Below are 23,432 nucleotides of genomic sequence, written 5' to 3'. Positions count from 1 at the left end.
ATCTTGCGTTTCCGACTCTATCAGATCCTTGCGAGCCCGATTTTCGCCGGTGCGTTTCCACCTTTCGGCTTCTTCGCGTTTCCGACTCTACCAGATCCGATTTCGTTCCGTTTCCGGTTCGAATTCGTTCCGATTTCCCGTCGGAGAGGGGTGCCTTTCGATTGATCCGACTTTATCAGATTGCTCTGGGCCGGAATTCCGCCCGGTCTTCCCGGGGCGCTCCGTACGCACAGCGTGCGGCGCTTCCCGTTCAGGCGGAGCCGTAAACGTACTGGAGCGGGGCGCCTGGATGCAAATCCAGGCGCCCCGCTCCGACTTGAGTACCTTCGTACGGCTCTGTGCGTCAGACCTCGACGACCACAGGGAGGATCATCGGGCGGCGGCGGTAGTTGTCCGACACCCACTTGCCGACCGTACGGCGGACCAGCTGCTGGAGCTGGTGGGGCTCCGTGATGCCGTCCTGTGCCGACTTGGCCAGGGCCTCGTCGATCTTGGGGATCACACCCGAGAAGGCGGCGTCGTCGATGCCCGAGCCACGGGCGTGGATGTCCGGGCCACCGACGATCTTGCCGGTGGTGCTGTCCACGACCACATAGACCGAGATGATGCCCTCGTCGCCGAGGATCCGGCGGTCCTTGAGGTGGGCCTCGGTGACATCGCCGACCGAGAGGCCGTCGACGTAGACATAGCCGGCCTTGACCTTGCCGACGATCTTGGCGACGCCGTCGACCAGGTCGACCACCACGCCGTCCTCGGCGATGACGATCCGGTCCTTCGGTACGCCGGTCAGGGCGCCCAGCTCGGCGTTGGCCCGCAGATGGCGCCATTCGCCGTGCACCGGCATCAGATTCTTCGGCTTGCAGATGTTGTAGAAGTACAGCAGCTCGCCGGCCGAGGCGTGGCCCGAGACATGGACCTTGGCATTGCCCTTGTGGACCACATCCGCGCCCCATCGGGTGAGGCCGTTGATCACGCGGTAGACCGCGTTCTCGTTGCCCGGGATGAGGGACGAGGCCAGGATCACCGTGTCGCCCGGGACGATCCGGATCTGGTGGTCGCGGTTGGCCATCCGGGAGAGGGCGGCCATCGGCTCGCCCTGGGAGCCCGTGCAGACCAGCACGACCTCGTCGTCGGGGAGATCGTCGAGCGTCTTGACGTCGACAACCAGGCCGGCGGGGACCTTCAGATAGCCCAGCTCGCGGGCGATACCCATGTTGCGGACCATCGAGCGGCCGACGAAGGCGACCCGGCGGCCGTACTCATGGGCGGCGTCGAGGATCTGCTGGATGCGGTGCACATGGCTGGCGAAGCTGGCGACGATGATGCGCTTCTGGGCGTTCGCGAAGACCGTGCGCAGGACGTTGGAGATGTCCCGCTCGGGTGGGACGAAGCCCGGGACCTCGGCGTTCGTGGAGTCGGAGAGCAGAAGGTCGATGCCTTCCTCGCCGAGTCGCGCGAAGGCGGGGAGGTCGGTCAGCCGGCGGTCCAGCGGGAGCTGGTCCATCTTGAAGTCGCCGGTGTGCACGACCATGCCCGCGGGGGTGCGGATGGCGACGGCCAGCGCGTCCGGGATCGAGTGGTTGACCGCGACGAACTCGCAGTCGAACGAGCCGATCCGCTCGGTGTGGCCTTCCTTCACCTCAAGGGTGTAGGGGCGGATCCGGTGCTCCTGAAGCTTGGCCTCGATGAGGGCGAGGGTCAGCTTCGAGCCGATGAGGGGGATGTCCGGCTTCTCACGCAGGAGGTAGGGGACACCACCGATGTGGTCCTCGTGCCCGTGGGTGAGCACGATGCCGTCGATGTCGTCGAGCCGGTCCCTGATGGACGTGAAGTCCGGAAGGATCAGGTCGATTCCGGGCTGCTCCTCCTCGGGGAAGAGCACTCCGCAGTCGACGATCAGTAGCCGGCCGTCGAATTCGAAGACCGTCATGTTGCGGCCGATTTCACCCAGGCCGCCGAGGGGGGTGACGCGCAGGCCACCCTTGGGAAGCTTCGGCGGGGCGCCGAGCTCAGGATGCGGATGACTCAAAAGACTCTCCTCACCACACGCGCCACGCTGCCGTCGAGGGCACGTGGCGCGCATGACATTCGTGCACTTGCTGTTGGGCGATTGTTGGTCCGTATTCAGTTATGAAGTCTGTGATCAGAGCTGTACCCCGCCGGCGGCGAGATCGCGCGTCAGCTGCTCGGTCTCCTCGGGGGAGAGCTCCACGAGCGGCAGCCGCAGCGGACCGGCCGGCAGACCCTGGAGGCCGAGCGCAGCCTTGGTCGTGATGACGCCCTGGGTGCGGAACATGCCGGTGAAGACGGGCAGCAGCTTCTGGTGGATCTCGGTGGCCTTGGTGACATCGCCGTTGAGGTGGGCGTCCAGGAGGGCGCGCAGCTCGGGGGTCACGATGTGGCCGACCACGGAGACGAAGCCGACGGCACCGACCGAGAGCAGCGGGAGGTTCAGCATGTCGTCGCCGCTGTACCAGGCCAGGCCGGAGCGCGCGATGGCCCAGCTGGCACGACCGAGGTCGCCCTTGGCGTCCTTGTTGGCGACGATCCGGGGGTGCTCGGCGAGTCGGACCATGGTCTCGGTGTTGATCGGGACACCGCTGCGGCCCGGGATGTCGTAGAGCATCACCGGCAGCTCGGTGGCGTCCGCGATCGCCGTGAAGTGGCGGAGCAGGCCCTCCTGCGGGGGCTTGCTGTAGTACGGGGTCACCGCGAGCAGGCCATGGGCGCCGGCGTCCTGGGCGGCGCGGGCCAGCTCGAGGCTGTGGTGGGTGTCGTTGGTGCCGGCTCCGGCGACGACAAAGGCGCGATCGCCCACCGCATCGACCACCGCGCGGACCAGCTGGGCTTTCTCCGCATCGCTGGTGGTCGGGGACTCTCCGGTGGTGCCGTTGACGATGAGACCGTCATTGCCGGCGTCCACCAGATGGGCGGCGAGCCGCTGCGCGCCGTCGAGATCGAGAGCGCCATCCGGCGTGAATGGCGTGACCATGGCGGTCAGCACCCGCCCGAAGGGGGTCTGCGGTGTGGAAGTCGGAGCCATGGGTCCCACGCTACTCGTAGCTCACCGCGGGATGCGCCTCTGGGGAGCAGGGATGTGGACACCGGCACTGCCTGCTCGGGGGTTCAAGCAGTGCCGGGTCCGTCTGTTCAGCGTAAATGAACTTCCCAAAATGCCGCAATCCGGACACTTCGCACGTCTGTCCTGCGCGCTCCGGTATCCGGCCCGCGGCCTGGGCCTTACGGAGCGATCCGGCCATTCGCATTGAATGCGCCGTACGTGAGCGGCATGAGCTTGGCCCAGTGGGCCTCCATCTGCTCGCCGACCATCTCGATCTCACGCTGGGGGAAGGACGGCACCTTCGCCTGCTCGTGCTGCGTCCGCAGGCCCAGGAAGTGCATCAGGGAGCGGGCATTGCAGGTCGCGTACATCGACGAGAACAGGCCGACGGGGAGCACCGCGCGGGCGACCTCGCGGGCGACGCCGGCGGCGAGCATCTCCTGATACGCCTCGTAGGCCCGGCGGTAGGAGTCCTCCATGACGCGGCCGGTGAGCTCGTGCTGCTCCTGGGTGCCGTCGACGAATTCGTACTTGCCGGGGCGGCCCTGCTGGACGAGCTTGCGGGACGCACCGGGAACGTAGAAGACCGGGTCGAGCTGACGGTAGCGGCCGGATTCCTCGTTGTACGACCAGCCGACGCGGTGGCGCATGAACTCGCGGAAGACGAAGATCGGCGCGCTGATGAAGAACGTCATGGAGTTGTGCTCGAAGGGGCTGCCGTGCCGGTCCCGCATGAGGTAGTTGATCAAGCCCTTGGAGCGCTCCGGGTCCTTCTGGAGCTCTTCGAGGGACTGCTCGCCGGCCGTGGAGACACGGGCCGCCCACAGCACATCGCTGTCCGCGGCGCTGTGCTTGACCAGCTCGACCGTCACCTCGCTCCGGAAGCTGACGGCTGCGCTGTCGGGGCTCGCAGCGCTCTCGGCAGGGGTCTGGGACACCGGCGGTTCCTTCCATTCGTTCCTCGTGCGCGACCAGCCTACGACCCGCCACTGACAGCTCGGGAAATGCGACGTGATGCCGCGTTAGCCGCAAAACGGGCGCTCTTCAGCACCCTGCGGGGCGGCAGTTGATATTTTTCACAGAAGTCTCGGAAAACGGGCACCAACCGGACTCCGCAGACGTCTAACCCTGTGACAGTGCCCACTTCGAGGTTCCTAGGAGAGCCCGCTCATGTTCCGCCGGCGAGAGCCCGTCCCGTTCGCCTTCGTTGCCGAGGCAGACCGGTTCCGCAGCAATGTCACTCCCCCGCCGCGACAGCGCGCATCCCGCGCGCAGCTCCTCGGCCAGTCTCTCATCACGCTGACAGTCGTGGGCGGCCTGGCCGGCGCCCTGCTGTTCGGCGTTCCCGCCCTGTCGCAGGACAGTTCCGGGGCGAGCCGGGTGCATCAGTCCGAGGCACATCGCTGAACGGGCGGGCGGGGCGTGCCGGAAAAGTGGTTCCGCTCCGCCGGTCCCGATAGCCTCACCGGTCACAGCTTCCGACAGCGTGCCCATGAGTGAGGATCAGCCGTGCCCCTGCCCTTCCTGACGGCCGACCGCGACCTCGACACCGTTGCCGCGGATTCCGCCGCACTGCCGCATGACGAGCCCGACCACTGGCGCCGTCCCTACCGCCCCGGACCGTGGCGGGTAGGGGCGGCGGCGGTGCTTTTGCTGCTCGCCTCGTTCGTCCTGCTCTCCGCGATGATCATCGCGATGGCCGGCTCGCTGCCCGGCGCCGCGGCCTGCGCGGCCGTGGGGGCACTGATGATCGCCCTCGCCCTGCGGCTGCTGCGCGTCGGCCTGTGGGTCAGCGCGCAGGGTCTGCGCCAGGTGAATCTGCTGCGTACGGCGACCGAGCCGTGGAGCGCCATCGCCTCCGTGCGCACCCGCCAGCAGCCGGTGCGCTGGCTGGGGCTGCCGCGGACGGTGCAGGGCCAGGCCCTGATCATCGAGCGGACCCAGGGGGAGCCGTTGCGGACCCTGATCACCGACCACAACGGCGATTTCCTGTCCCGTCCGGAGTCCTTCGAGCGGGCCGCGGATGTCCTGGAGGCCTGGGCGGCGGAGCACCGCGACTGAGCCTGCGGACCTCGTCCGTGGTGGCGCCCGCCGGACGCCGCGCGCCTACGGGGCAGGACCGGCCGGCCCTGGCCCGTAGGACAGCTCAGGCCGCGGGGACGGCCTTGTGGTCGTGCAGGGCGATGGCGCGCTGCATCGCCTTACGGGCGCGCGGGGTGTCCCGGGCGTCGTGGTAGGCCACCGCGAGCCGGAACCACGTACGCCAGTCGCCGGGCGCCTCCTCGGTCTCGGCCTGCCGCCGGGCGAAGACCGCGTCGGCCGCGTCCCGGTCGATCCGGCCGCCGGGGGTGCGCTGGAGCTCGTCGGCGGGCAGTGCGCCCTCGGCCTCCAGCACCCGCGCCAGCCGGTGGGCGTCGCGGGCGAAGCGGGTGTTGCGCCAGAGGAACCAGCCGCCGATGCCCGGCAGCAGGAAGGCCACCGCGCCCATGCCCATGGCGGCCGGCTCGCCGGTCAGCAGGAGGAGCACGCCCTCCAGCGCCACCACGCCGAACACCAGGATCAGCACGGTGGCGAGGAAGAAGTACGTGATCTTTCCGCCCATATCCGTCAGCCCAGGTCGAGGAAGTTTTCCAGGCCCACGGTCAGGCCCGGAGTGTTCACCACCCGGCGCACACCGAGCAGGATGCCCGGCATGAAGCTGCTGTGGTGGAGGGAGTCATGGCGGATGGTGAGGGTCTCGCCCTCGCCGCCGAAGAGCACCTCCTGGTGGGCCAGCAGACCGCGCAGCCGTACGGAGTGCACGGGGACACCGTCCACGTCCGCGCCGCGGGCGCCGTCCAGCGCGGTGCTGGTGGCGTCCGGCTGCGGGGCGCAGCCGGCCTCCTCACGGGCCTTGGCGATCAGCTGGGCGGTGCGGGCGGCGGTGCCGGACGGGGCGTCCGCCTTCTTCGGGTGGTGCAGCTCGACGACCTCGACCGACTCGAAGAAGCGGGCCGCCTGCTGGGCGAACTGCATGGTCAGCACCGCGCCGATGGAGAAGTTCGGGGCGATGAGCACGCCCGCCCCGGGCGAGGCGGCGAGCGAGGTGCGCAGCTGCGCGAGGCGCTCGTCGGTCCACCCGGTCGTCCCGACCACCGCGTGAATCCCGTGCCGCACACAGAAGTCGAGGTTGCCCATCACCGCACCGGGGTTGGTCAGCTCGACCACGACCTGGGCGCCGGCCTCGACCAGCGTCTCCAGCTTGTCGCCCCGGCCCAGCCCGGCGACCAGCTCCATGTCCTCGGCGGCCTCGACGGCCCGTACGGCCTCGGAGCCGATGCGTCCCTGGGCTCCCAGTACGGCCACGCGCAGCTTGCTCATCGTTTCCCGTCTCTCTCTTGGTGGTATCGCGGCGGGGCCTAGGCGACGACGTCGTCGAGCCGGGCCGCCTGCCGGTCCTTCAGGGGGCCGATGACGGACAGCGAGGGACGGGTGCCCAGGACGTCCCGGGCCACCTCGCGCACCTCGTCCGGGGTGACGGCCGCTATCCGGGCGAGCATCTCGTCGACCGACATCTGCTCGCCCCAGCACAGCTCGCTCTTGCCGATGCGGTGCATCAGCGCGCCGGTGTCCTCCAGGCCGAGGACGGTCGAACCGCGCAGCTGGCCGATGGCGCGGCGGATCTCGTCGTCGGTGAGGCCCTGGGCCGCCACCTGGTCGAGTTCGTCGCGGCAGATCTTGAGAACGTCCTGCACCTGGCTGGGACGGCAGCCGGCGTAGACACCGAACAGCCCGCAGTCGGCGAAGCCCGAGGTGTAGGAGTACACGCTGTAGGCCAGGCCGCGCTTCTCGCGGACCTCCTGGAAGAGGCGGGAGCTCATCCCGCCGCCCAGGGCGGTGTTCAGCACGCCCATCGCCCAGCGCCGGTCGTCGGTGCGTGCCATCCCGGGCATCCCGAGGATCACATGGGCCTGCTCGGTCTTGCGGTTGAGCAGTTCGACCTGACCGGTGGTGCGGATGGCGCGGTTGCCGGAGCGCGGCGCCATCGGGACGGCGTCCGTCCGGTCCAGGGCCCCGGCCTGCTCGAAGGCGCGGCGGACCAGGCGGACGACCTTGGCGTGGTCGATGTTGCCGGCGGCCGTGACGACGAGGTGCGTGGGGTCGTAGTGCTTCTTGTAGAAGCGGCGGATGCGCTCGGGGGTGAGGGCGTTGACGGTGTCGACGGTGCCCAGGACCGGGCGGCCGAGCGGGGTGTCACCGAGCATGGTGTGCGCGAACAGGTCGTGCACGCAGTCGCCCGGGTCGTCCTCGGTCATCGCGATCTCTTCGAGGATGACGCCACGCTCGGCGTCCACGTCCTCGGCCTCCACCAGCGAGCCGGTGAGCATGTCGCACACCACGTCTATGGCGAGCGGCAGATCGGTGTCCAGCACCCGCGCGTAGTAGCAGGTGTACTCCTTCGCGGTGAAGGCGTTCATCTCGCCGCCGACCGCGTCGATGGCGGCGGAGATGTCCAGCGCGCTGCGCCGCTCGGTGCCCTTGAAGAGCAGGTGCTCCAGGTAGTGCGTGGCGCCGTTCAGGGACGGGGTCTCGTCCCGGGAGCCGACGTTCGCCCAGATCCCGAAGGTGACGGAGCGGACCGTCGGCAGCGTCTCGGTGACGATGCGCAGACCGCCGGGGAGGGTGGTCCGGCGGACCGTGCCGGCGCCCGCGGTGCCCTTGAGAAGCGTTTGGGTACGGGCGACGGCCCGCCCCTCCGTGGAGGTGCGGGCCGTCGTCATGTGCGTACGGGACGTCACTTGGCGGCGTCGTCCTTCGTGCCCTCGGCCGCATCCTCTTCCTCGATCACGGGGATCAGGGAGAGCTTGCCGCGCTGGTCGATCTCGGCGATCTCGACCTGGACCTTGGCGCCGACCGCGACCACGTCCTCGACGTTCTCCACGCGCTTGCCACCGGCGAGCTTGCGGATCTGCGAGATGTGGAGCAGGCCGTCCTTGCCCGGGAGCAGGGAGACGAACGCACCGAAGGTGGTGGTCTTGACGACCGTGCCCAGGTAGCGCTCGCCGACCTCCGGCATGGTCGGGTTGGCGATGCCGTTGATCGTGGCGCGGGCGGCCTCGGCGGCCGGACCGTCGGCGGCACCGATGTAGATCGTGCCGTCGTCCTCGATCGTGATGTCGGCGCCGGTGTCCTCCTGGATCTGGTTGATCATCTTGCCCTTGGGGCCGATGACCTCACCGATCTTGTCCACCGGGATCTTGACGGTGATGATCCGCGGGGCGTTCGGGGACATCTCGTCCGGAACGTCGATGGCCTCGTTCATGACGTCCAGGATGTGCAGACGCGCGTCACGGGCCTGCTTCAGCGCGGCGGCCAGGACCGAGGCGGGGATGCCGTCGAGCTTGGTGTCGAGCTGGAGCGCGGTCACGAACTCCTTGGTGCCGGCGACCTTGAAGTCCATGTCACCGAAGGCGTCCTCCGCACCGAGGATGTCGGTGAGGGCGACGTAGTGGGTCTGGCCGTCGATCTCCTGGGAGATCAGACCCATGGCGATACCGGCGACGGCGGCCTTGAGGGGCACACCGGCGTTCAGCAGCGACATGGTGGAGGCGCAGACCGAGCCCATGGACGTCGAGCCGTTGGAGCCCAGTGCCTCGGAGACCTGGCGGATCGCGTAGGGGAACTCCTCGCGGGTCGGCAGCACCGGCACGATGGCACGCTCGGCGAGCGCACCGTGGCCGATCTCGCGGCGCTTGGGGGCGCCCACGCGGCCGGTCTCACCGACGGAGTACGGCGGGAAGTTGTAGTTGTGCATGTAGCGCTTGCGGGTCACCGGGGAGAGGGTGTCCAGCTGCTGCTCCATGCGGAGCATGTTGAGGGTGGTGACGCCCAGGATCTGGGTCTCGCCACGCTCGAACAGGGCGGAACCGTGCACCCGCGGGATGGCCTCGACCTCGGCGGCGAGCGTACGGATGTCCGTGACGCCGCGGCCGTCGATGCGCTTCTTCTCCTTGATGACGCGCTCACGGACCAGGCTCTTGGTCAGCGAACGGTACGCGGCGGAGATCTCCTTCTCGCGGCCCTCGAACTGCGGGAGCAGCTTCTCGGCGGCCACGCCCTTGACGCGGTCCAGCTCGGTCTCGCGCTCCTGCTTGCCGGCGATGGTCAGCGCCTGGGAGAGCTCGTCCTTGACCGCGGCGGTGAGCGCCTCCAGGACGTCGTCCTGGTAGTCGAGGAAGACCGGGAACTCACCGACGGGCTTGGCAGCCTTGGCGGCGAGGTCCGACTGGGCCTTGCACAGGACCTTGATGAAGGGCTTGGCGGCTTCCAGACCGGCGGCGACGACCTCTTCGGTCGGGGCCTCGGCGCCGTCCTTGACCAGCTGGATGGTCTTCTCGGTGGCCTCGGCCTCGACCATCATGATCGCGACGTCGCCGTCCGGGAGGACGCGGCCGGCCACGACCATGTCGAAGACGGCGTCCTCGAGCTCGGTGTGGGTCGGGAACGCCACCCACTGGCCGTTGATCAGCGCGACACGGGTGCCGCCGACCGGGCCGGAGAAGGGCAGGCCGGCCAGCTGCGTGGAGCAGGAGGCGGCGTTGATGGCGACCACGTCGTAGAGGTGGTCGGGGTTGAGCGCCATGACCGTCTCGACGATCTGGATCTCGTTGCGCAGGCCCTTCTTGAAGGAGGGGCGCAGCGGGCGGTCGATCAGGCGGCAGGTGAGGATCGCGTCCTCGGAGGGGCGGCCCTCACGGCGGAAGAAGGAACCGGGGATCTTCCCGGCTGCGTACATCCGCTCCTCGACGTCGACGGTCAGCGGGAAGAAGTCCAGCTGGTCCTTCGGGGTCTTGGAAGCGGAGGTGGCCGACAGCACCATGGTGTCGTCGTCCAGGTACGCCACGGCGGAACCGGCGGCCTGCTTGGCCAGGCGGCCCGTCTCGAAGCGGATGGTGCGGGTGCCGAAGGAACCGTTGTCGATCACGGCTTCGGCGTAGTGGGTCTCGTTCTCCACCAGGAATATCTCCTCGTATGTGTCCGCTGCCCGTGTGGCAGGGGACCGTCTTCGGTGGAGCGCCGGTGCGGGCCGGTCTTCGATCGAAGCACCCGGAGTGAGGGCCATGGACTGTCTCCATGGATCGTCCGGGGGCCACTACCGAGGACCGGCGGCCAGGTGGCGCTCCTACCGCGTTCGCTTTTTGCGATATGGCACCAGACTACAAAGCTTCCGTCCACCTCGCGGCGGGGCGGAGTCCGGTGCATATGGCAAAGGGAGCGGCCCCCGGGTGGGAACCGCTCCCTCTACGGCGTCTTACTTGGCGCCCGCCGCGCCGCGGCGGATGCCCAGGCGCTCGACCAGCGCACGGAAGCGCGTGATGTCCTTCTTCGCCAGGTACTGGAGAAGGCGGCGGCGCTGGCCGACCAGCAGCAGCAGACCACGGCGGGAGTGGTGGTCGTGCTTGTGGGTCTTGAGGTGCTCGGTCAGGTCCGAGATGCGGCGGGAGAGCATCGCGACCTGAACCTCGGGGGAACCGGTGTCACCCTCCTTGGTGGCGAACTCGGCCATGATCTGCTTCTTCGTAGCGGCGTCGAGCGACACGCGGTACTCCTCTTGGTTTCGGCCCGTGAGCGCCCCTGGATTTGCTTCACAGGGGATCTTGAATGACTCGACCGGACCGTCACACAGCGTACCAGCTGGCAACGGCCCCCCGACCGGCTGGTCGGGGGGCCGTGGAAAAGGCCGGTGAGCGGGGGGTCTAGCTACTGCCGGTGAGGCCGCGCACCGTGGCGTACACGTCCAGGACCGCCAGGCACAGCGGCACCAGGGACAGCAGGACCAGACCGTCGAAGAGGTCGAAGATCCGGCCCCAGAAGGGGGTGACGCCCTTGCGCGGGACGACCAGGCCGACGCCCACCAGGAGGGCGGCGCCCGCCGCGATGCTGCTGGAGAACCAGACCGTGCGGATGTTCAGCGGGCCGGCGTCCTGGAAGCGCTCCAGCTCGACGAAGATCTCGGTCGGCGGGTTCAGCGCGATGCCCAGGATCAGCAGGACGATGGTGAGGATGCCCGCGATGGTCAGGCAGGCGACCTGCGCGGTGTAGTCGAAGAGCCGGGCGCGCAGCATGACCGTGATGCCCGCGGCGAGCGCCAGCAGCTGGGCCCACATGTTGTCGGAGAAGCCGAGGACCGCACCGGCCGAGCCGACGACCAGGGCGGCGCAGCCGGCGACCAGGCCGAGCAGCAGCTCGTGTCCGCGCTTGGCCTGGTTGCCGATCTTGACGAAGTCGACGGACTCGGTCTCGCCGCTGTTGTCGTAGGAGCCCTTGGCGATCTGGTCGGGCGACTTGTAGCCGATCGGCAGCCTGGCGAAGCGGGCGGAGAGGCCGGGCAGCCAGGCGACCAGCGCGATGGCGACGACGGCGGTGACCGCGGCGACCTCGATGGGCGCCGCGTCGGTGAGGATCGCGGCGAAGACCGCGAGGGTGCCGATGGCGGAGAGGAACGCGGCGGCGACGAAGGGTGCGTCACCGCGCGGCAGCAGGACCACCAGCAGCACCGAGGCGATCAGTACGGTCACACAGCCGACGAGGAGGTGCAGCCGGCCGGGGCCGGCGCCCTCGTCGACGGGGAAGATGCCGGAGCCGGCGAGCAGAAGGTGCGGAAGCGAGGCCAGGCCCAGCGCGATGGAGGAGCCGTGGTCGTCGTAGACGCGGGCGCGGACGCCGGCCAGTGCGACCAGGACGATGCCGACGACACCGGCGATGATGCCGGGCAGCCGGTGCATGTCGCGGTTCAGGGGGTTCGAGAACCACAGGGCGAACGCCATCATGACGAGCAGGAGCACACCGGCGGAGAGACCGACGACATGCATGAGGTCGTCGCTCCAGCGGCTGCGGTTGCGCTTGACCGCCGAGGCGACGGCGTCGGAGACATCGTCGAAGACCGGGAGCGGCAGCGACTCGGCGAACGGCTTCAGAAGAAGGAGGTCGCCGTCGAGGATCTGCTGCTGCGCGAGCGACTGCCCGGCGTCAAGTACGGTGCCGTCGCGGCGTACAAGGTGATAGCCGGTCGGGGCGCCCTCCGCCTGGGACTGACCGGAGAGCCGCAGAATCTCCGGGTAAATGTCCACGAGTGCGACGTCTTCCGGCAGAGCCACATCGATCCGTGCATCCGGCGCGGCGACTGTGACCCGGCAAAAGCCGGTGCCAGTGCTCGTGCTCACCTGGCGGTTCCCCCTATCCGTTGGGCGTTTTGTCGCTTCGCGCGCCGTATATATAGAGCCGTCACTACGGGGCTGAGGCACGCTCGCGAGGCGTCAGCGTACCGTCCAATTCGGCGACTGCCCCACCCACCCCGAGACTTGACGCTTAACAGTAGGATCAACGCCTGCGTCGGGCCAAGTACTTGGCTCGGGGGACCGTCGAATCCAACGGGGGCGGTCCGAGACTGCGAGATGCATGAAGGACTGATGCCTCGGTGAGCGTTGTCATCGTCAAGCGCCCGCCCCGCGCGCTGCCACCCCAAGTCCCCTCGGAGGAGGTGACACTCGAGGCGCCTCCGGAGCTGCCGCGTGAGGGTGAATCAGAGAACATGCTGATGACCCTTATGCCCATGATGGGCATGGCGTCATCGGCGGGATTCTTGTTCATGGGCAATCAGCCGTTCATGAAAATCATGGGCGGCTTTATGGTGGCGTCCACTCTGGCAATGGCGATCGTGCAGATCGTCAAGGCCCGACAAGGGCCTTCCGGGCAAATGCTCCAAGAGCGCCAGGATTACCTCAAGTACCTTACGCAGAAGCGAAAAGAGGTACGGCGCACCGCGCGTAAGCAGCGGGACGCACAGCTGTTCACCCACCCCGACCCGAGCCAGTTGTGGTCCGTCGTGGCCGAGGGCAAACGCGTCTGGGAACGCCGGTCGTCCGACCCGGACTTCGGGCAGGTACGGCTGGGACTCGGGCCGCAGCAGCTGGCCACGCCCCTGCGGGCCCCGGAGACCGCTCCGGTCGACGAGCTGGAACCGCTCACCGCGCATGCGATGAAGGAGTTCCTCGACAAGCACGGGCACTTGGACAACCTGCCGCTGGCGGTCTCGCTGCGGGCCTTCTACCACCTGACCGTCTCCGGCGACCCGGACACGGTCTACGGCGCCTCGCGCGCCCTCGTCGCCCAGCTGTGCACCCTGCACTCGCCCGAGGACCTGGTGGTGGCCGTCGTCGCCGCGCCCGGTGCGCAGGCGGAGTGGGAGTGGACGAAGTGGCTGCCGCACGTGCAGGACAAGACCACGGACGGCGCCGGGTCGCGCCGGCTGGTCGTCGGTGACCTCGGGGAGATCGAGGAGCTGCTGGCGGACGACCTGGAGGGCCGCGGCCGGTTCAACCCGCAGGGCAATCCGGTGACCGACGCCCCGCATGTGGTGATCGTGCTGGACGGCGGCGAGGTGCCGATGGACTCGGTGATCGCCGGGGCCGAGGGTCTTCAGGGCGTCACCATCCTGGAGGTCGTACCGGGTGATCTGGACGAGATCCGGGGCGGTCTGGCCGTCCAGGTCCAGCCGGGCAAGCTGGTGCTGGAGTCGGCCAGCGGCGCGGTCTACCACGGTGTCTGCGACACCCTGTCGATCGCGGAGTCGGAGGCGCTGGCGCGCCAGCTGGCCCCGCTGCGGGCGGGTTCGGGTGCGGACGGTGAGGAACCGCTGCTGTCGAACCTGGACTTCACCGATCTGCTGAACCTCGGTGACGCCGGTTCCGTCGATGTGTCGCGTACCTGGCGGCCGCGGACGCTGCACGAGCGGCTGCGGGTGCCGATCGGTGTCGACAAGGACGGCCAGCCCGTCATGCTCGACATCAAGGAGGCCTCGCAGGAGGGCATGGGCCCGCACGGCCTGTGTGTCGGTGCCACCGGTTCCGGTAAGTCCGAGGTGCTGCGCACCCTGGTGCTCGCGCTCGCGGTGACCCACTCCTCGGAGACCCTCAACTTCATCCTCGCGGACTTCAAGGGTGGCGCCACCTTCACCGGGATGTCCGAGATGCCGCACGTCGCGGCCGTCATCACCAACCTCGGTGAGGACGTCACCCTGATCGACCGCATGCGCGACTCGATCACCGGTGAACTCCAGCGCCGTCAGGAGCTGCTGCGCTCGGCGGGCAACTACGCCAACATCACCGACTACGAGAAGGCGCGTGCCGCGGGTGCGCCCCTGGACCCGCTGCCGTCGCTGGTGATGGTGCTCGACGAGTTCTCCGAGCTGCTGACCGCCAAGCCCGACTTCATCGACATGTTCATCCAGATCGGCCGTATCGGCCGGTCGATGGGTGTGCACATGCTGCTCGCCTCGCAGCGCCTGGAAGAGGGCAAGCTGCGCGGCCTGGACACCTTCCTGTCCTACCGGCTGGGTCTGCGGACGTTCTCCGCGGCCGAGTCGCGGACCGCGATCGGTGTGCCGGACGCCTACCACCTGCCGAACGTCCCGGGTTCCGGCATCCTCAAGTACGACACCGAGACGATGGTCCAGTTCAAGGCCGCGTATGTCTCGGGCCCGTACCGCGGTCCCGGTGCCGGCGGCGGCCCCGGTGGCAGCCGGACCCGGCGGCTGCCGGTGCCGTTCACCGCGGCCCCGGTCGTCGAGCAGATCATCGAGGACCCCACCCCGGTCGAGCCGGTCGAGCCGGAGCAGGACGACGCGCTCGCCGACACCGTGCTCGACGTCATCGTCCAGCGCATGCAGGGCCAGGGCCCGCCGGCGCACCAGGTGTGGCTGCCGCCGCTGGACGAGCCGCCCACGGTCAACCAGCTGCTGCCGACGCTCGCGGTCACGCCCGAACGCGGCGTGCACGCACCGGAGTACACCGCGCTCGGCAAGCTCGTGGTGCCGGTCGCGCTGGTGGACAAGCCGTTCGAGCAGCGGCGTGACGTGATGTACCTGGACTTCTCCGCGGGCGCCGGTCACGGTCTGGTCGTGGGTGGTCCGCAGTCCGGTAAGTCCACACTGATCCGGGCCGCCATCGCCTCGTTCGCGCTCACCCACACCCCGGCCGAGGTGCAGTTCTACTGCCTCGACTTCGGTGGCGGCGGCATGCTGACCCTGGAGGGCCTGCCGCACGTCGGTGGGGTCGCCTCGCGTCTGGACGCGGAGAAGGTGCGCCGTACGGTCTCCGAGGTCGTCGGCATCCTCAACGAGCGCGAGGAGTTCTTCCGGGCCAACAGCATCGACTCGATCGGGACCTACCGCCAGCGGCGGGCCTCGGGCGCCTACCCCGACCAGAAGTGGGGCGACGTCTTCCTGGTCATCGACGGCTGGGCGACGTTCAAGACCGACTACGAGCAGATGGACCCGGTGATCCTGGACATCGCCGCCCGGGGTCTCGGTTTCGGTGTCCACCTGATCATCGCCGGTGCGCGCTACACCGAGGTGCGGCCCGCGCTGCGCGACCAGCTCCTCAACCGCGTCGAGCTGCGCCTGGGTGACCCCATGGAGTCGGAGTTCGACCGCAAGCGCGCGGAGAACGTCCCGATGGGCAAGCCCGGTCGCGGTATGTCCCCCGAGAAGCTCGACTTCCTGGCGGCGCTGCCGCGGCTGGACGGGATGAGCGACCCGGAGACGCTCAGCGAGGGCATCGCGAACCTGGTGTCGACGGTCAGCGAGCACTGGCAGGGCGAGCCCGCCCCCGCGGTGCGGATGCTGCCGACGATGCTGCACGTCAACGAGCTGCCCAAGGGCAGCGACTACCCGGATCACGGGATCGCGATCGGTGTCGACGAGACCACGCTGTCGCCGGCGTTCATCGACTTCGAGACCGACCCGCTGCTGGTCATCTACGGCGAGAGCGAGTCCGGCAAGTCCTCGCTGCTGCGCCTGCTGACCAAGCAGATCGCCGAGCGGTACCCGTCCGACAAGGCGCTGATGGTGGTCTCCGACTACCGCCGCGCGCTGCTCGGCGAGGTCCCCGAGAGCCATCTGTACAAGTACTGCGCCGCGGGGCCGCAGTTGCAGGAGGTCATCAGCGGTCTGGCCGGTTCGCTGGGCCGGCGGATGCCCGGCCCGGACGTCACCCCGGAGCAGCTGCGCAACCGCAGCTGGTACGACCTGCCGGACGCGTTCGTGATCGTGGACGACTACGACCTGGTGGCGACCAGCAGCGGCAACCCGCTCCAGCCGCTGCTGGAGTACCTGCCGTTCGCCCGTGACCTGGGTCTGCGCCTGATCATCGCGCGCAGCTCGTCGGGTGCCGGACGGTCGTCCTTCGAGCCGGTGATGCAGCGCACCAAGGAGCTCGGTGCGCAGGGTCTGATTCTGTCCGCCGATCCGGCCGAGGGGCCGCTGATGGGCAACATCAAGGGGCAGAGCCTGACGCCCGGACGGGCCACGTTCATCACCCGTAAGCGCGGTGCGCAGCTGGTCCAGACGGGCTGGCTGCCGGCGAACGGTCGCTGACCGGACGGGCACGAAAGCGGCGGTGGGGCGTCCCTCTCAGGAGGGGCGCCCCACCGCCGTTCTGTATTTGCGTGGTGCGTGCGCGGAGGTGCCGACCGGCGAGCTGTCAGCCGAACGCGCCGTGCTGGGTGACGTCGGGAGCGGGCCGGCCGAGGGTCTCGCCGCCGGTGGCCGGGGCGCCCTTGGCCGGGGCCTCGGCCGCGGCGGCGGTGGCGGGCCCGGCGGCCGTCCCCTTCTTCTCCTGTCCGGCCTTCGGGGCCCGCTCCTCGCCGGGGGCCGGCTCCGCGACGGCCGGCTGGGTCCGTACGCCCTTGGCGATGCCCTCACCGCCCCGCGTCTTCGCCTCGCCGGCCTTCGCCGGTCCGAACGGGTCGGGCCCCTGCGCGGCGGTGGAGGTCTCCCAGGTGTGGCGGACGGCCGGCCCCCGCGACTGGCCGCCCCCGCCACCGCGCTTGCCGAACGCGCCGCCGAGGCCATTGGCGAGCTGGCCGAGCGCCATGAAGCCGTAGGCGACCTCGGTGCCCGACGAGGACGAGGAGCCCGCGGAGTTCTTGGCCGGCGACGCCTCGTGGTGTTCCTCGCCGCCCTTGTCCTCGGGGGGCGCGGCGGCCGCGTTCTCCAGGTCGGCGGCGGCCAGTTCGAAGGCGGGCAGGGAGTCGTCGACGGACCGCTTGAGGCGGTGCCACTCCCCCGCGAACGCCTCGCCCGCCGGGCCGTGCCAGTTGGCCGCGGCGGCGGTGCCGACATGCCGGTCCAGATCACGGACCAGGCCGTCGAGGTGCTGGCCCATCTCCCGCCAGCCGGCCGCCGCTTCGTGCAGGGCCTGGGGGTTGCGTGGCTCGCTCACTTGACGCTCCGCATCATCTCGACCAGCTCGTCCTCGGCCGCCTGCGCATTCGCGACGGTCTCCTTGATCCCTCCGCCGACCTCGGCGAGCCGCTGCTGAAGCTGGACGAGCGCCTGCTCGGCCTGCTCGTACAGCTCACGGAACGGCCGGGCCTCCTCGTCGCTGCCGAAGCCGTCCCGGAGGGCCTCGGCATCGGCCCGCCGTCTGAATACGGCCAGCTGCCGGCTCAGTTCTTCCGCGCGTATCTCGAAGGTCGCACCGAGCTTGTGCAACTCCTCGGTACTGAGCCGGACTTCGTCGGACATCATTTCTCCCCGAATTGAATGACAGCTACCTCTACCTGCCAACATCTCCTCAGGTCTAGCACACGCGCAATAGGCCCGAAGCCCTCTCCGGAGCGGGCGGACAGTGAACCGCGGAATGCATACGTTGCAATATGCGGCAATACCGACAACCCCCGCCTTGACGACCCGTTCACACCCGTCATTAGACTTCAGGACGCCGGTGCAGCACATGCGGTTGCTGTGCCACCACGTTCAAGGGGGCAGGGATGAGCAACGAGCGGCAGATCCAGGACGAGGACCTGATGGACGTCGCCCAGGATCCGGAGCAGGCGCACCGGCTGCGTAAGGCACTGAAGGTCCTGGCGGCCAACCCCAACGTCGGCGGCAAGCTCCAGGAGATGGCCCAGGAGGTGCTCTCCGGCCGTATCGGCATGAAGGACGCGATCCAGACGCCGGGGTACATGGACGCGCTGGGCGACCGGATGAGCGAGATCCGGCGGGCCGCGGAGAACCAGACCATGGCGGAGCGCGAGGAGTCCCGCGAGAAGTTCGCCGCCTGGCAGAAGGAGCAGGAAGCCAAGGAGGACGAGGAGCGCGCCGAGCGCGACGGCCCCTCGGGCAACATCGTCACCACTCCGCGGCGCGGCGGCCGGGGCGGCGGACACCGGGGCTGACCGGCTCTTTCCCCGGGCGGTGGGCGGGGCCGGACCGTCGGTGCGGCGGCCGGCCCGGCAGTGCGGCCGTCGGAGCGGCGGCCGGCCCGTCGGTGCGGCGGGTCCGTTCCTTTCCTCCGCCGAAATCCGTTCAAAGAGTCCATGGGAGACGCTGCGGAAGAAAGCAGATCGGCCGCCGGATTCATGGACGAATCTGCTTTCTTTCGGCACACGGTATTCCCGTTTTCTCCACACCGCGCCCCAGGGACAACGCACTTAACGCGGGCCACGCGAGCCACCTTGCGCAGCAACTCGGCAAGGGGCCCGGCCTGCGTGTTCCAGTTCCGGCACAGCCACCCCCGCCCCGTCCCGGGCGGTCGGTCCGGATCATAGGATCGAGCCGGTACACGCAGGAATCCACAAAGGTGGAGACGGGATTGATGGGGGACGAGAAAGCCATGAGCGCCTCAGACGAAGGAATCGCCGCAGTGGCCGGATATGCACCTCATCCGTACGTCGGCGGCCGCACCGCCGCGCTCCGCGCGCTCGCGGCCTGGCGGATGCGCTGGCCCGGCGCCCCGCGCGTCATCGTGCTCACCGGAAACCCGGGCAGCGGGCGCTCCCGCCTGGTCACCGGCTTCCTGATGCTGTGCGATCCCGGCTACCGCAAGCAGCTGCCGCTGGACGATCTGGACCCGGCGACCGTGCCCCCGGACCTCCCGGCGCCCGCGGTGCCGAGCCCCGCGGGGCGCACCGCGGCCCAGCTGTTGTGGGTCATCGCCGATCATTTCGGACTGCACGCGGAGCGCGCCGACGACATCTTTCCCGAACTCGCCGCTCGTGAAGAGCCGGTGACGATTGTGGTGCCGGACGTCGACCGGGCCGGCCCGGTCCGTGCCACGCAGGAGCCGGCCCGCCTCGTACGGGACGTGCTCAAGCCGCTCGCCGCCACCGAAACGGTGCAGCTGCTCGCCGATGTGCCGCGCGAACTGGCCGCGGAACTGGCCGGGGCGCTGCCGTCCGGCCAGGCGCAGATCATCGATCTCGATGCGCCGGAGTGGGCCGACCCGAAGGGTCTGCTGCTGCACGCCGAGACCGCGCTCGACCCCGCCGCCGGGGCGCCGGAACTGCCCTTCACCACCGACCCCGCCGTGCGCCGGCCGCTAGCCGAGGCCCTTGCCCGGCGTGCGGACGGCAACCGGCTGACCGCCCAGCTCGCCCTGCAGTCGCTGCTCTTGCAGCCCGAGAACGTCGACCCGGCGGACGAGTCCCTGCTGCCCGCCACCGTCGGCGAGGCCCTCGATCTGCATGCCCGCCGGCTGGGCGTCGATCCGCAGACCCTGCGGCTGCTGCTGGCACCGCTCGCGTTCGCCGAGGGTGAGGGTCTGCCGGCCCAGCTGTGGGGTGCGCTGGCGAACGCCGTGGCCGGATGGGACATGAGCCGGGATCTCGCCGACGGCATGCTGCTGGCCGCGCCGTTCATCCAGCCGGTCGAGGCGGACGCGGAAGAGGCCACGGAGGCGGGCGCGGACGACGAGGCGGCCGGGGACGGTGCCGACGACGGCCGTATGCTGCTGCGACTCCAGCACCCGGGGATCGCCGAGGAGATCCGCTCCGGTCTGCCGGACGTCCGGGACGCCCAGACCAAGATCGCCATGGCGCTGCTGGAGGCGGTGCCGCAGCAGAACTGGGCCAAGGCCGACCCGTACATCCGCGACCATCTCGCCGCACACACCCTCGAAGCCGGGCTGCTCCCCCAACTCCTCACCGACCCGGGCCTGTTCGCGCACGCCGACCCGGTGACCCTGCGGGCCGCCATCGAGGCCGTACCGCTGGAGCAGCTGGGCGCCCCGGCCCGTACGTACCTGCGCACCGCTCCGCTGCTGACGCGCTCACAGGCTCCGGCCGACATGCGGGCGGCGTTCCTGGAGAGCGCGTTCGTCGAGGACGGGCTGGCGCCGTACGCGGAGGCGCTGCACACCCTCGGCTTCGACCTGCCGTGGCGCACGCTGTGGAGCGTGCCGCTGGCCGGCGTCCGCGCCGTGACGACCGGTGCCCTGCCCCAGGAGGGCGGCGAGGGCACGGCGGCGGAAACGGGCGCGGACGGTGCCGGGGCCGGCGGGGAAGGAGCGGCAGCGGCCTCCGGCGCGGCAGCCGCGCTCCGTCCCGTGGCCGCCTTCGTCGTCCCCGAGGGCACCCCCGGCTCCCGTACGATGCCTGGCGCGGACGACGACACCTCCGGGGGCAGCGGCGCGGCGCTGCTCCTCCACGATCTGCTGCGGCCCGGCTATGTCGACGCCGACCCGACGCAGGTGCAGCTGCCCTCCGAGGAGGCGAAGGCGGCGGCCCCCTTCGGGTTCAGCCGGGGTGCCGACTACCTGCGGGTCTGGTCCCGCGCCGGCCGGGAGGTGGTGGCCGCGCTGCTCTCGGACGCCCCGCTCACCGGCGCCGACCTCTCGCCCGACGGGGTGCTGGTCGTCGCCACCACACGCGGGGTGACCGCCCGGCAGATCCTCGCCGCGGCTCCCGCGGCCGCCCCCACCGTGCCGGCCCAGCGCACCGGCGCCGCCGACTCCGCTGCTTCCGACGGCCTCGAAGGAGACCACTCGTGATCAACCAGGCGCAGGCACACGCCACCGCCGCCCGCTGGCTCAACCCCGAGGGACATCAGGGTCCCCCGCGTGAGGTGGCCATGCAGGAGTTCGACCTCGGCTGGGTGGTGTGGGCCGTACCGCCGCCCCCCGAGGTCGACCCGCAGACGGGAGCGCGGCGCCCGCCCGCCGAGGTCGGCGCCGCCTGCGGGGTCGTCGACCGGGCGTCCGGCGAGCTGACGGTGTGGCCGTCGGTACCGGTCGAGGAGGTCGTCCGGATGTACCAGCAGAAGCACGGTACCGGGGCCGTCGCGGCTCCGGCGGCCCCCGCCGAACCGCCGGTCACCGGCCCCGGCAACACCGCCGTCGCGACCTACGCCGACCCGTCGACCGGCGAGGAGACCAGCCTCGCCCGCGTCTCGGCGCCCGGCCAGCCGCCCGCCGAATTCCAGCTCTACGACGAGCTCCAGCGGCTGGGCGTGCAGCCCGCGAACGTCCGCGCGGTGCACACCGATCTGCGCTCGGCCCTGCTGCCCGGCGGCTACCCCGGCGACTTCATCCTGCGCACCTTCCCGAATGCCTCGTTCTCCTGCACCGAGGGCTACGGCATGCGGCCCGAGGAGCGCGCCGAGGGCGTGGCCGGACTGCTGCGGCACGTCGAGATGATGCATCAGCTGACGGGTCGCCAGGCGCCGCCGCGGCCGCACCGGGTGCCGGTGCCGCAGCGGGTCGAGCCCGCCCCGCAGATGCGGGACGTGGCACTCGGCAAGCACCTCGTGGAGGTCTTCGGGCCGCAGGGCGTCACCCGCCCGGACGCCGACGATCTCGCCAGGACGCAGCTGCCCGAGGCCACGAAGAGCACTCTGGTCTGGGCCGGTCTGCCGTCTCAGGTGCCCTTCTTCTTCACCGCGGACCGGCCGGCGGCACCGCCCGCCGGCGGGCTGTTCACGGACGTGGCGACCTCCCTGCGCGCCACCGGCACGGAGGCCAAGGAGCAGACCCTGGCCACCCTCGCCGGCTACGTCCGGATCGGCACCGACGGCCTCTACACACTCGCCGTCCAGTGCACGGCCGCGGAGGAGAACCAGAACCTGGTCGGCACCGTCTGGGCGGTCCAGCCGTCGTCGGGCGGCGGCCGGTTCGTCAACCGGACGCTGTCCGCCTACCTCCGCTCACTGGCCCTGCTGGCCACCACGCGCACGCAGATGCAGGGCATGGACCCGTACGCGGCGGGAGCGGCGGTCGCCGCCTTCCAGGAGCAGATCGCGGCGCTCGACTCCTGGGCGCTGGACGACGACAGCAACTGGTGGTCGCTGGTCATCGAGCAGATGTGGCACGGCTTGTTCTGAGGGACCGGGGGCTGTTCTGAGGTACGGGGCCTGTTCTGAACGGGGGCCTGTTCTGCAAGACGCGGGGCTCGGGGGCTTCGGGGGCTTCGGGCCCCCGTTTCTCCCACCCCGGCCGTCAGGGCAACAACAGCCAGTCCGAGGCGAGCGCGGCCACCAGGCCGATGCCCAGCAACCAGGTGCCGAGCCGGGTACGCCCGTGACGGCTGAGTTCGATCACCACACCGCAGAGCACCAGTGCGGCTCCGTACACCCCGACCACCAGCACCGACGTACGCGACGCCAGGCGCACCACGAGCACCCCCGCCATCGCGGCCATCAGCACGGAGGCCAGGACGATGCGTATTCGCCGCGCCTGACGAGGCGTCAGCCCCACACGGCTCTCGGGGAGGGGCTCTTCATTGCCGGGTACGTCCATGAGCGGGAATGCTACGGGACGGGTGATCGCCGAGCGGCGCCGATCCCCGACCCGGGGCTCAACTCACGCTGCACGTAGGCGGGTCGACCAGACGCACTCTCCCGGAACGGATTCCCTACGGGACCCGGTCGGGAGGGGACGCCGGAACGCTCCACACTCCACACTCCGCAAATGATTGACCAGCGGCGTACCAATATTTAACCTTCCCTTTCAGTACGTCGCCGTGGCGCCCGCATCCGCGCCGCCCACAAGGTTCATCCATGCCTCAGGTGGGGCAATTCCCCAGAATCCCAACGACGTTGACACACCACGATGCCCACGTTCTCTCCACACCTCTCGCCTTGACATGCCTGCATTCAGATCGCCTAATGTGGGCTCGTTAAGAACGCGACAAGTATCGCGCGGGACACCGCAAAACGGGGGCAATGGTGGCAGGCAAGGCGTTCGACGTCGATCCGGATGTGCTGCGCACGCAGGGCAACGCGTTTGCGCACATCGGCAGCGATTTCTCCAAGGCGTCGAAGAAGCTTCAAGACGATCTTGAAGGTCTGGGCAGCCCCTGGGAGAACTGCGACTTCGGCGATATTTTCGAAACGGTCTACACGCCCATCCGGGACGGCATGTTCGAGTCGATGGACTCCCTGGGCGAGCGCCTCGAAGGCATCGGCGAGAAGCTCCAGCAGATGGGCGACTCGTACTCCGAATCCGACGAGCAGGGCATTCACACCATCAGCGCGGTAGGCCGTCCGGCCGTCTGACGCCACCGGCTGCCCTTCATGAGCCGGGCGCGCGACATTCTCGCCCCCGCCTCACTCTTG

General features: G+C 69.8%; 19 protein-coding genes. 7 read left to right on the top strand and 12 right to left on the bottom strand.

Going from position 1 to position 23,432, the window contains the following annotated elements:
- Positions 1 to 343: 343 nt before the first annotated feature.
- From AC3EUV_RS35410 to thyX, 3 genes are all read right to left on the bottom strand, one after another.
- Positions 344 to 2,029: a ribonuclease J gene (locus tag AC3EUV_RS35410; protein WP_432146559.1), complete on the bottom strand. Its 1,686-nt coding sequence runs from the start codon at positions 2,027 to 2,029 to the stop codon at positions 344 to 346.
- Positions 2,030 to 2,143: 114 nt separating this feature from the next.
- On the bottom strand, positions 2,144 to 3,043 hold the full coding sequence (dapA, locus tag AC3EUV_RS35405; protein ID WP_251083968.1) for a 4-hydroxy-tetrahydrodipicolinate synthase: 900 nt from the start codon (positions 3,041 to 3,043) through the stop codon (positions 2,144 to 2,146).
- Positions 3,044 to 3,240: 197 nt separating this feature from the next.
- Positions 3,241 to 3,999, bottom strand: a complete 759-nt coding sequence (thyX, locus tag AC3EUV_RS35400; protein WP_042149617.1) for an FAD-dependent thymidylate synthase — start codon at positions 3,997 to 3,999, stop codon at positions 3,241 to 3,243.
- Between the two features lie 232 nt (positions 4,000 to 4,231).
- Here thyX and AC3EUV_RS35395 point away from each other — a divergent pair, with 232 nt between their 5' ends.
- Both AC3EUV_RS35395 and AC3EUV_RS35390 read left to right on the top strand, forming a co-directional pair.
- Positions 4,232 to 4,468, top strand: a complete 237-nt coding sequence (locus AC3EUV_RS35395; protein WP_168481654.1) for a hypothetical protein — start codon at positions 4,232 to 4,234, stop codon at positions 4,466 to 4,468.
- A gap of 102 nt (positions 4,469 to 4,570) precedes the next feature.
- The gene (locus tag AC3EUV_RS35390; RefSeq protein WP_432146558.1) at positions 4,571 to 5,122 is read left to right on the top strand and encodes a PH domain-containing protein; all 552 of its coding nucleotides are present in this window, start codon (positions 4,571 to 4,573) and stop codon (positions 5,120 to 5,122) included.
- Positions 5,123 to 5,207: 85 nt separating this feature from the next.
- Here AC3EUV_RS35390 and AC3EUV_RS35385 read toward each other — a convergent pair whose 3' ends face one another.
- The 6 genes from AC3EUV_RS35385 to eccD form a co-directional block, all read right to left on the bottom strand.
- Positions 5,208 to 5,663 (bottom strand): hypothetical protein, encoded by a 456-nt coding sequence (locus tag AC3EUV_RS35385; RefSeq protein WP_432146557.1) that lies wholly within the window; start codon positions 5,661 to 5,663, stop codon positions 5,208 to 5,210.
- 5 nt (positions 5,664 to 5,668) lie between these two features.
- Positions 5,669 to 6,421 (bottom strand): 4-hydroxy-tetrahydrodipicolinate reductase, encoded by a 753-nt coding sequence (gene dapB, locus AC3EUV_RS35380; protein WP_042149605.1) that lies wholly within the window; start codon positions 6,419 to 6,421, stop codon positions 5,669 to 5,671.
- Positions 6,422 to 6,459: 38 nt separating this feature from the next.
- Entirely contained in the window at positions 6,460 to 7,839 is a 1,380-nt protein-coding gene (locus tag AC3EUV_RS35375) for a M16 family metallopeptidase (protein ID WP_432146556.1), read from the bottom strand.
- The gene (locus AC3EUV_RS35370) at positions 7,836 to 10,055 is read right to left on the bottom strand and encodes a polyribonucleotide nucleotidyltransferase (RefSeq protein WP_432146555.1); all 2,220 of its coding nucleotides are present in this window, start codon (positions 10,053 to 10,055) and stop codon (positions 7,836 to 7,838) included. Before AC3EUV_RS35370 ends, AC3EUV_RS35375 begins: the two co-directional genes overlap by 4 nt.
- 297 nt (positions 10,056 to 10,352) lie before the next feature.
- Positions 10,353 to 10,640, bottom strand: coding sequence for a 30S ribosomal protein S15 (gene rpsO, locus AC3EUV_RS35365; protein WP_006602744.1), 288 nt, complete (start codon positions 10,638 to 10,640; stop codon positions 10,353 to 10,355).
- 157 nt (positions 10,641 to 10,797) lie between these two features.
- Positions 10,798 to 12,264, bottom strand: coding sequence for a type VII secretion integral membrane protein EccD (gene eccD, locus AC3EUV_RS35360; RefSeq protein ID WP_435604689.1), 1,467 nt, complete (start codon positions 12,262 to 12,264; stop codon positions 10,798 to 10,800).
- Between the two features lie 254 nt (positions 12,265 to 12,518).
- Between eccD and eccCa the strand changes: the two genes are divergently transcribed.
- Positions 12,519 to 16,475 (top strand): type VII secretion protein EccCa, encoded by a 3,957-nt coding sequence (eccCa, locus tag AC3EUV_RS35355; protein WP_435604688.1) that lies wholly within the window; start codon positions 12,519 to 12,521, stop codon positions 16,473 to 16,475.
- 106 nt (positions 16,476 to 16,581) lie between these two features.
- Here eccCa and AC3EUV_RS35350 read toward each other — a convergent pair whose 3' ends face one another.
- Both AC3EUV_RS35350 and AC3EUV_RS35345 read right to left on the bottom strand, forming a co-directional pair.
- Positions 16,582 to 17,322 (bottom strand): WXG100 family type VII secretion target, encoded by a 741-nt coding sequence (locus AC3EUV_RS35350; RefSeq protein WP_432146552.1) that lies wholly within the window; start codon positions 17,320 to 17,322, stop codon positions 16,582 to 16,584.
- Positions 17,319 to 17,627 (bottom strand): hypothetical protein, encoded by a 309-nt coding sequence (locus AC3EUV_RS35345; RefSeq protein ID WP_432146551.1) that lies wholly within the window; start codon positions 17,625 to 17,627, stop codon positions 17,319 to 17,321. Before AC3EUV_RS35345 ends, AC3EUV_RS35350 begins: the two co-directional genes overlap by 4 nt.
- Positions 17,628 to 17,872: 245 nt before the next feature.
- Between AC3EUV_RS35345 and AC3EUV_RS35340 the strand changes: the two genes are divergently transcribed.
- The 3 genes from AC3EUV_RS35340 to AC3EUV_RS35330 all read left to right on the top strand — a co-directional run bounded on the left by AC3EUV_RS35340 (position 17,873) and on the right by AC3EUV_RS35330 (position 22,199).
- Positions 17,873 to 18,280, top strand: coding sequence for a hypothetical protein (locus tag AC3EUV_RS35340; RefSeq protein ID WP_435604687.1), 408 nt, complete (start codon positions 17,873 to 17,875; stop codon positions 18,278 to 18,280).
- Positions 18,281 to 18,717: 437 nt separating this feature from the next.
- Complete coding sequence (locus tag AC3EUV_RS35335; protein ID WP_435604686.1) at positions 18,718 to 20,871, top strand: ATP-binding protein; 2,154 nt, start codon at positions 18,718 to 18,720, stop codon at positions 20,869 to 20,871.
- A complete protein-coding gene (locus AC3EUV_RS35330) occupies positions 20,868 to 22,199 on the top strand; it encodes an SUKH-4 family immunity protein (RefSeq protein ID WP_435604685.1) in 1,332 nt (443 codons plus the stop codon). Before AC3EUV_RS35335 ends, AC3EUV_RS35330 begins: the two co-directional genes overlap by 4 nt.
- A gap of 115 nt (positions 22,200 to 22,314) precedes the next feature.
- Here the strand turns inward: AC3EUV_RS35330 and AC3EUV_RS35325 are convergent, their stop codons facing one another.
- Positions 22,315 to 22,614, bottom strand: a complete 300-nt coding sequence (locus AC3EUV_RS35325; RefSeq protein WP_388200441.1) for a hypothetical protein — start codon at positions 22,612 to 22,614, stop codon at positions 22,315 to 22,317.
- 425 nt (positions 22,615 to 23,039) lie between these two features.
- Here AC3EUV_RS35325 and AC3EUV_RS35320 point away from each other — a divergent pair, with 425 nt between their 5' ends.
- Positions 23,040 to 23,372, top strand: coding sequence for a WXG100 family type VII secretion target (locus AC3EUV_RS35320; protein WP_435604684.1), 333 nt, complete (start codon positions 23,040 to 23,042; stop codon positions 23,370 to 23,372).
- The last annotated feature ends 60 nt before the right edge of the window (positions 23,373 to 23,432 follow it).

The organism is Streptomyces sp. bgisy130, from assembly GCF_057708345.1.
This window is presented reverse-complemented; position numbering and strand designations above follow the sequence as displayed.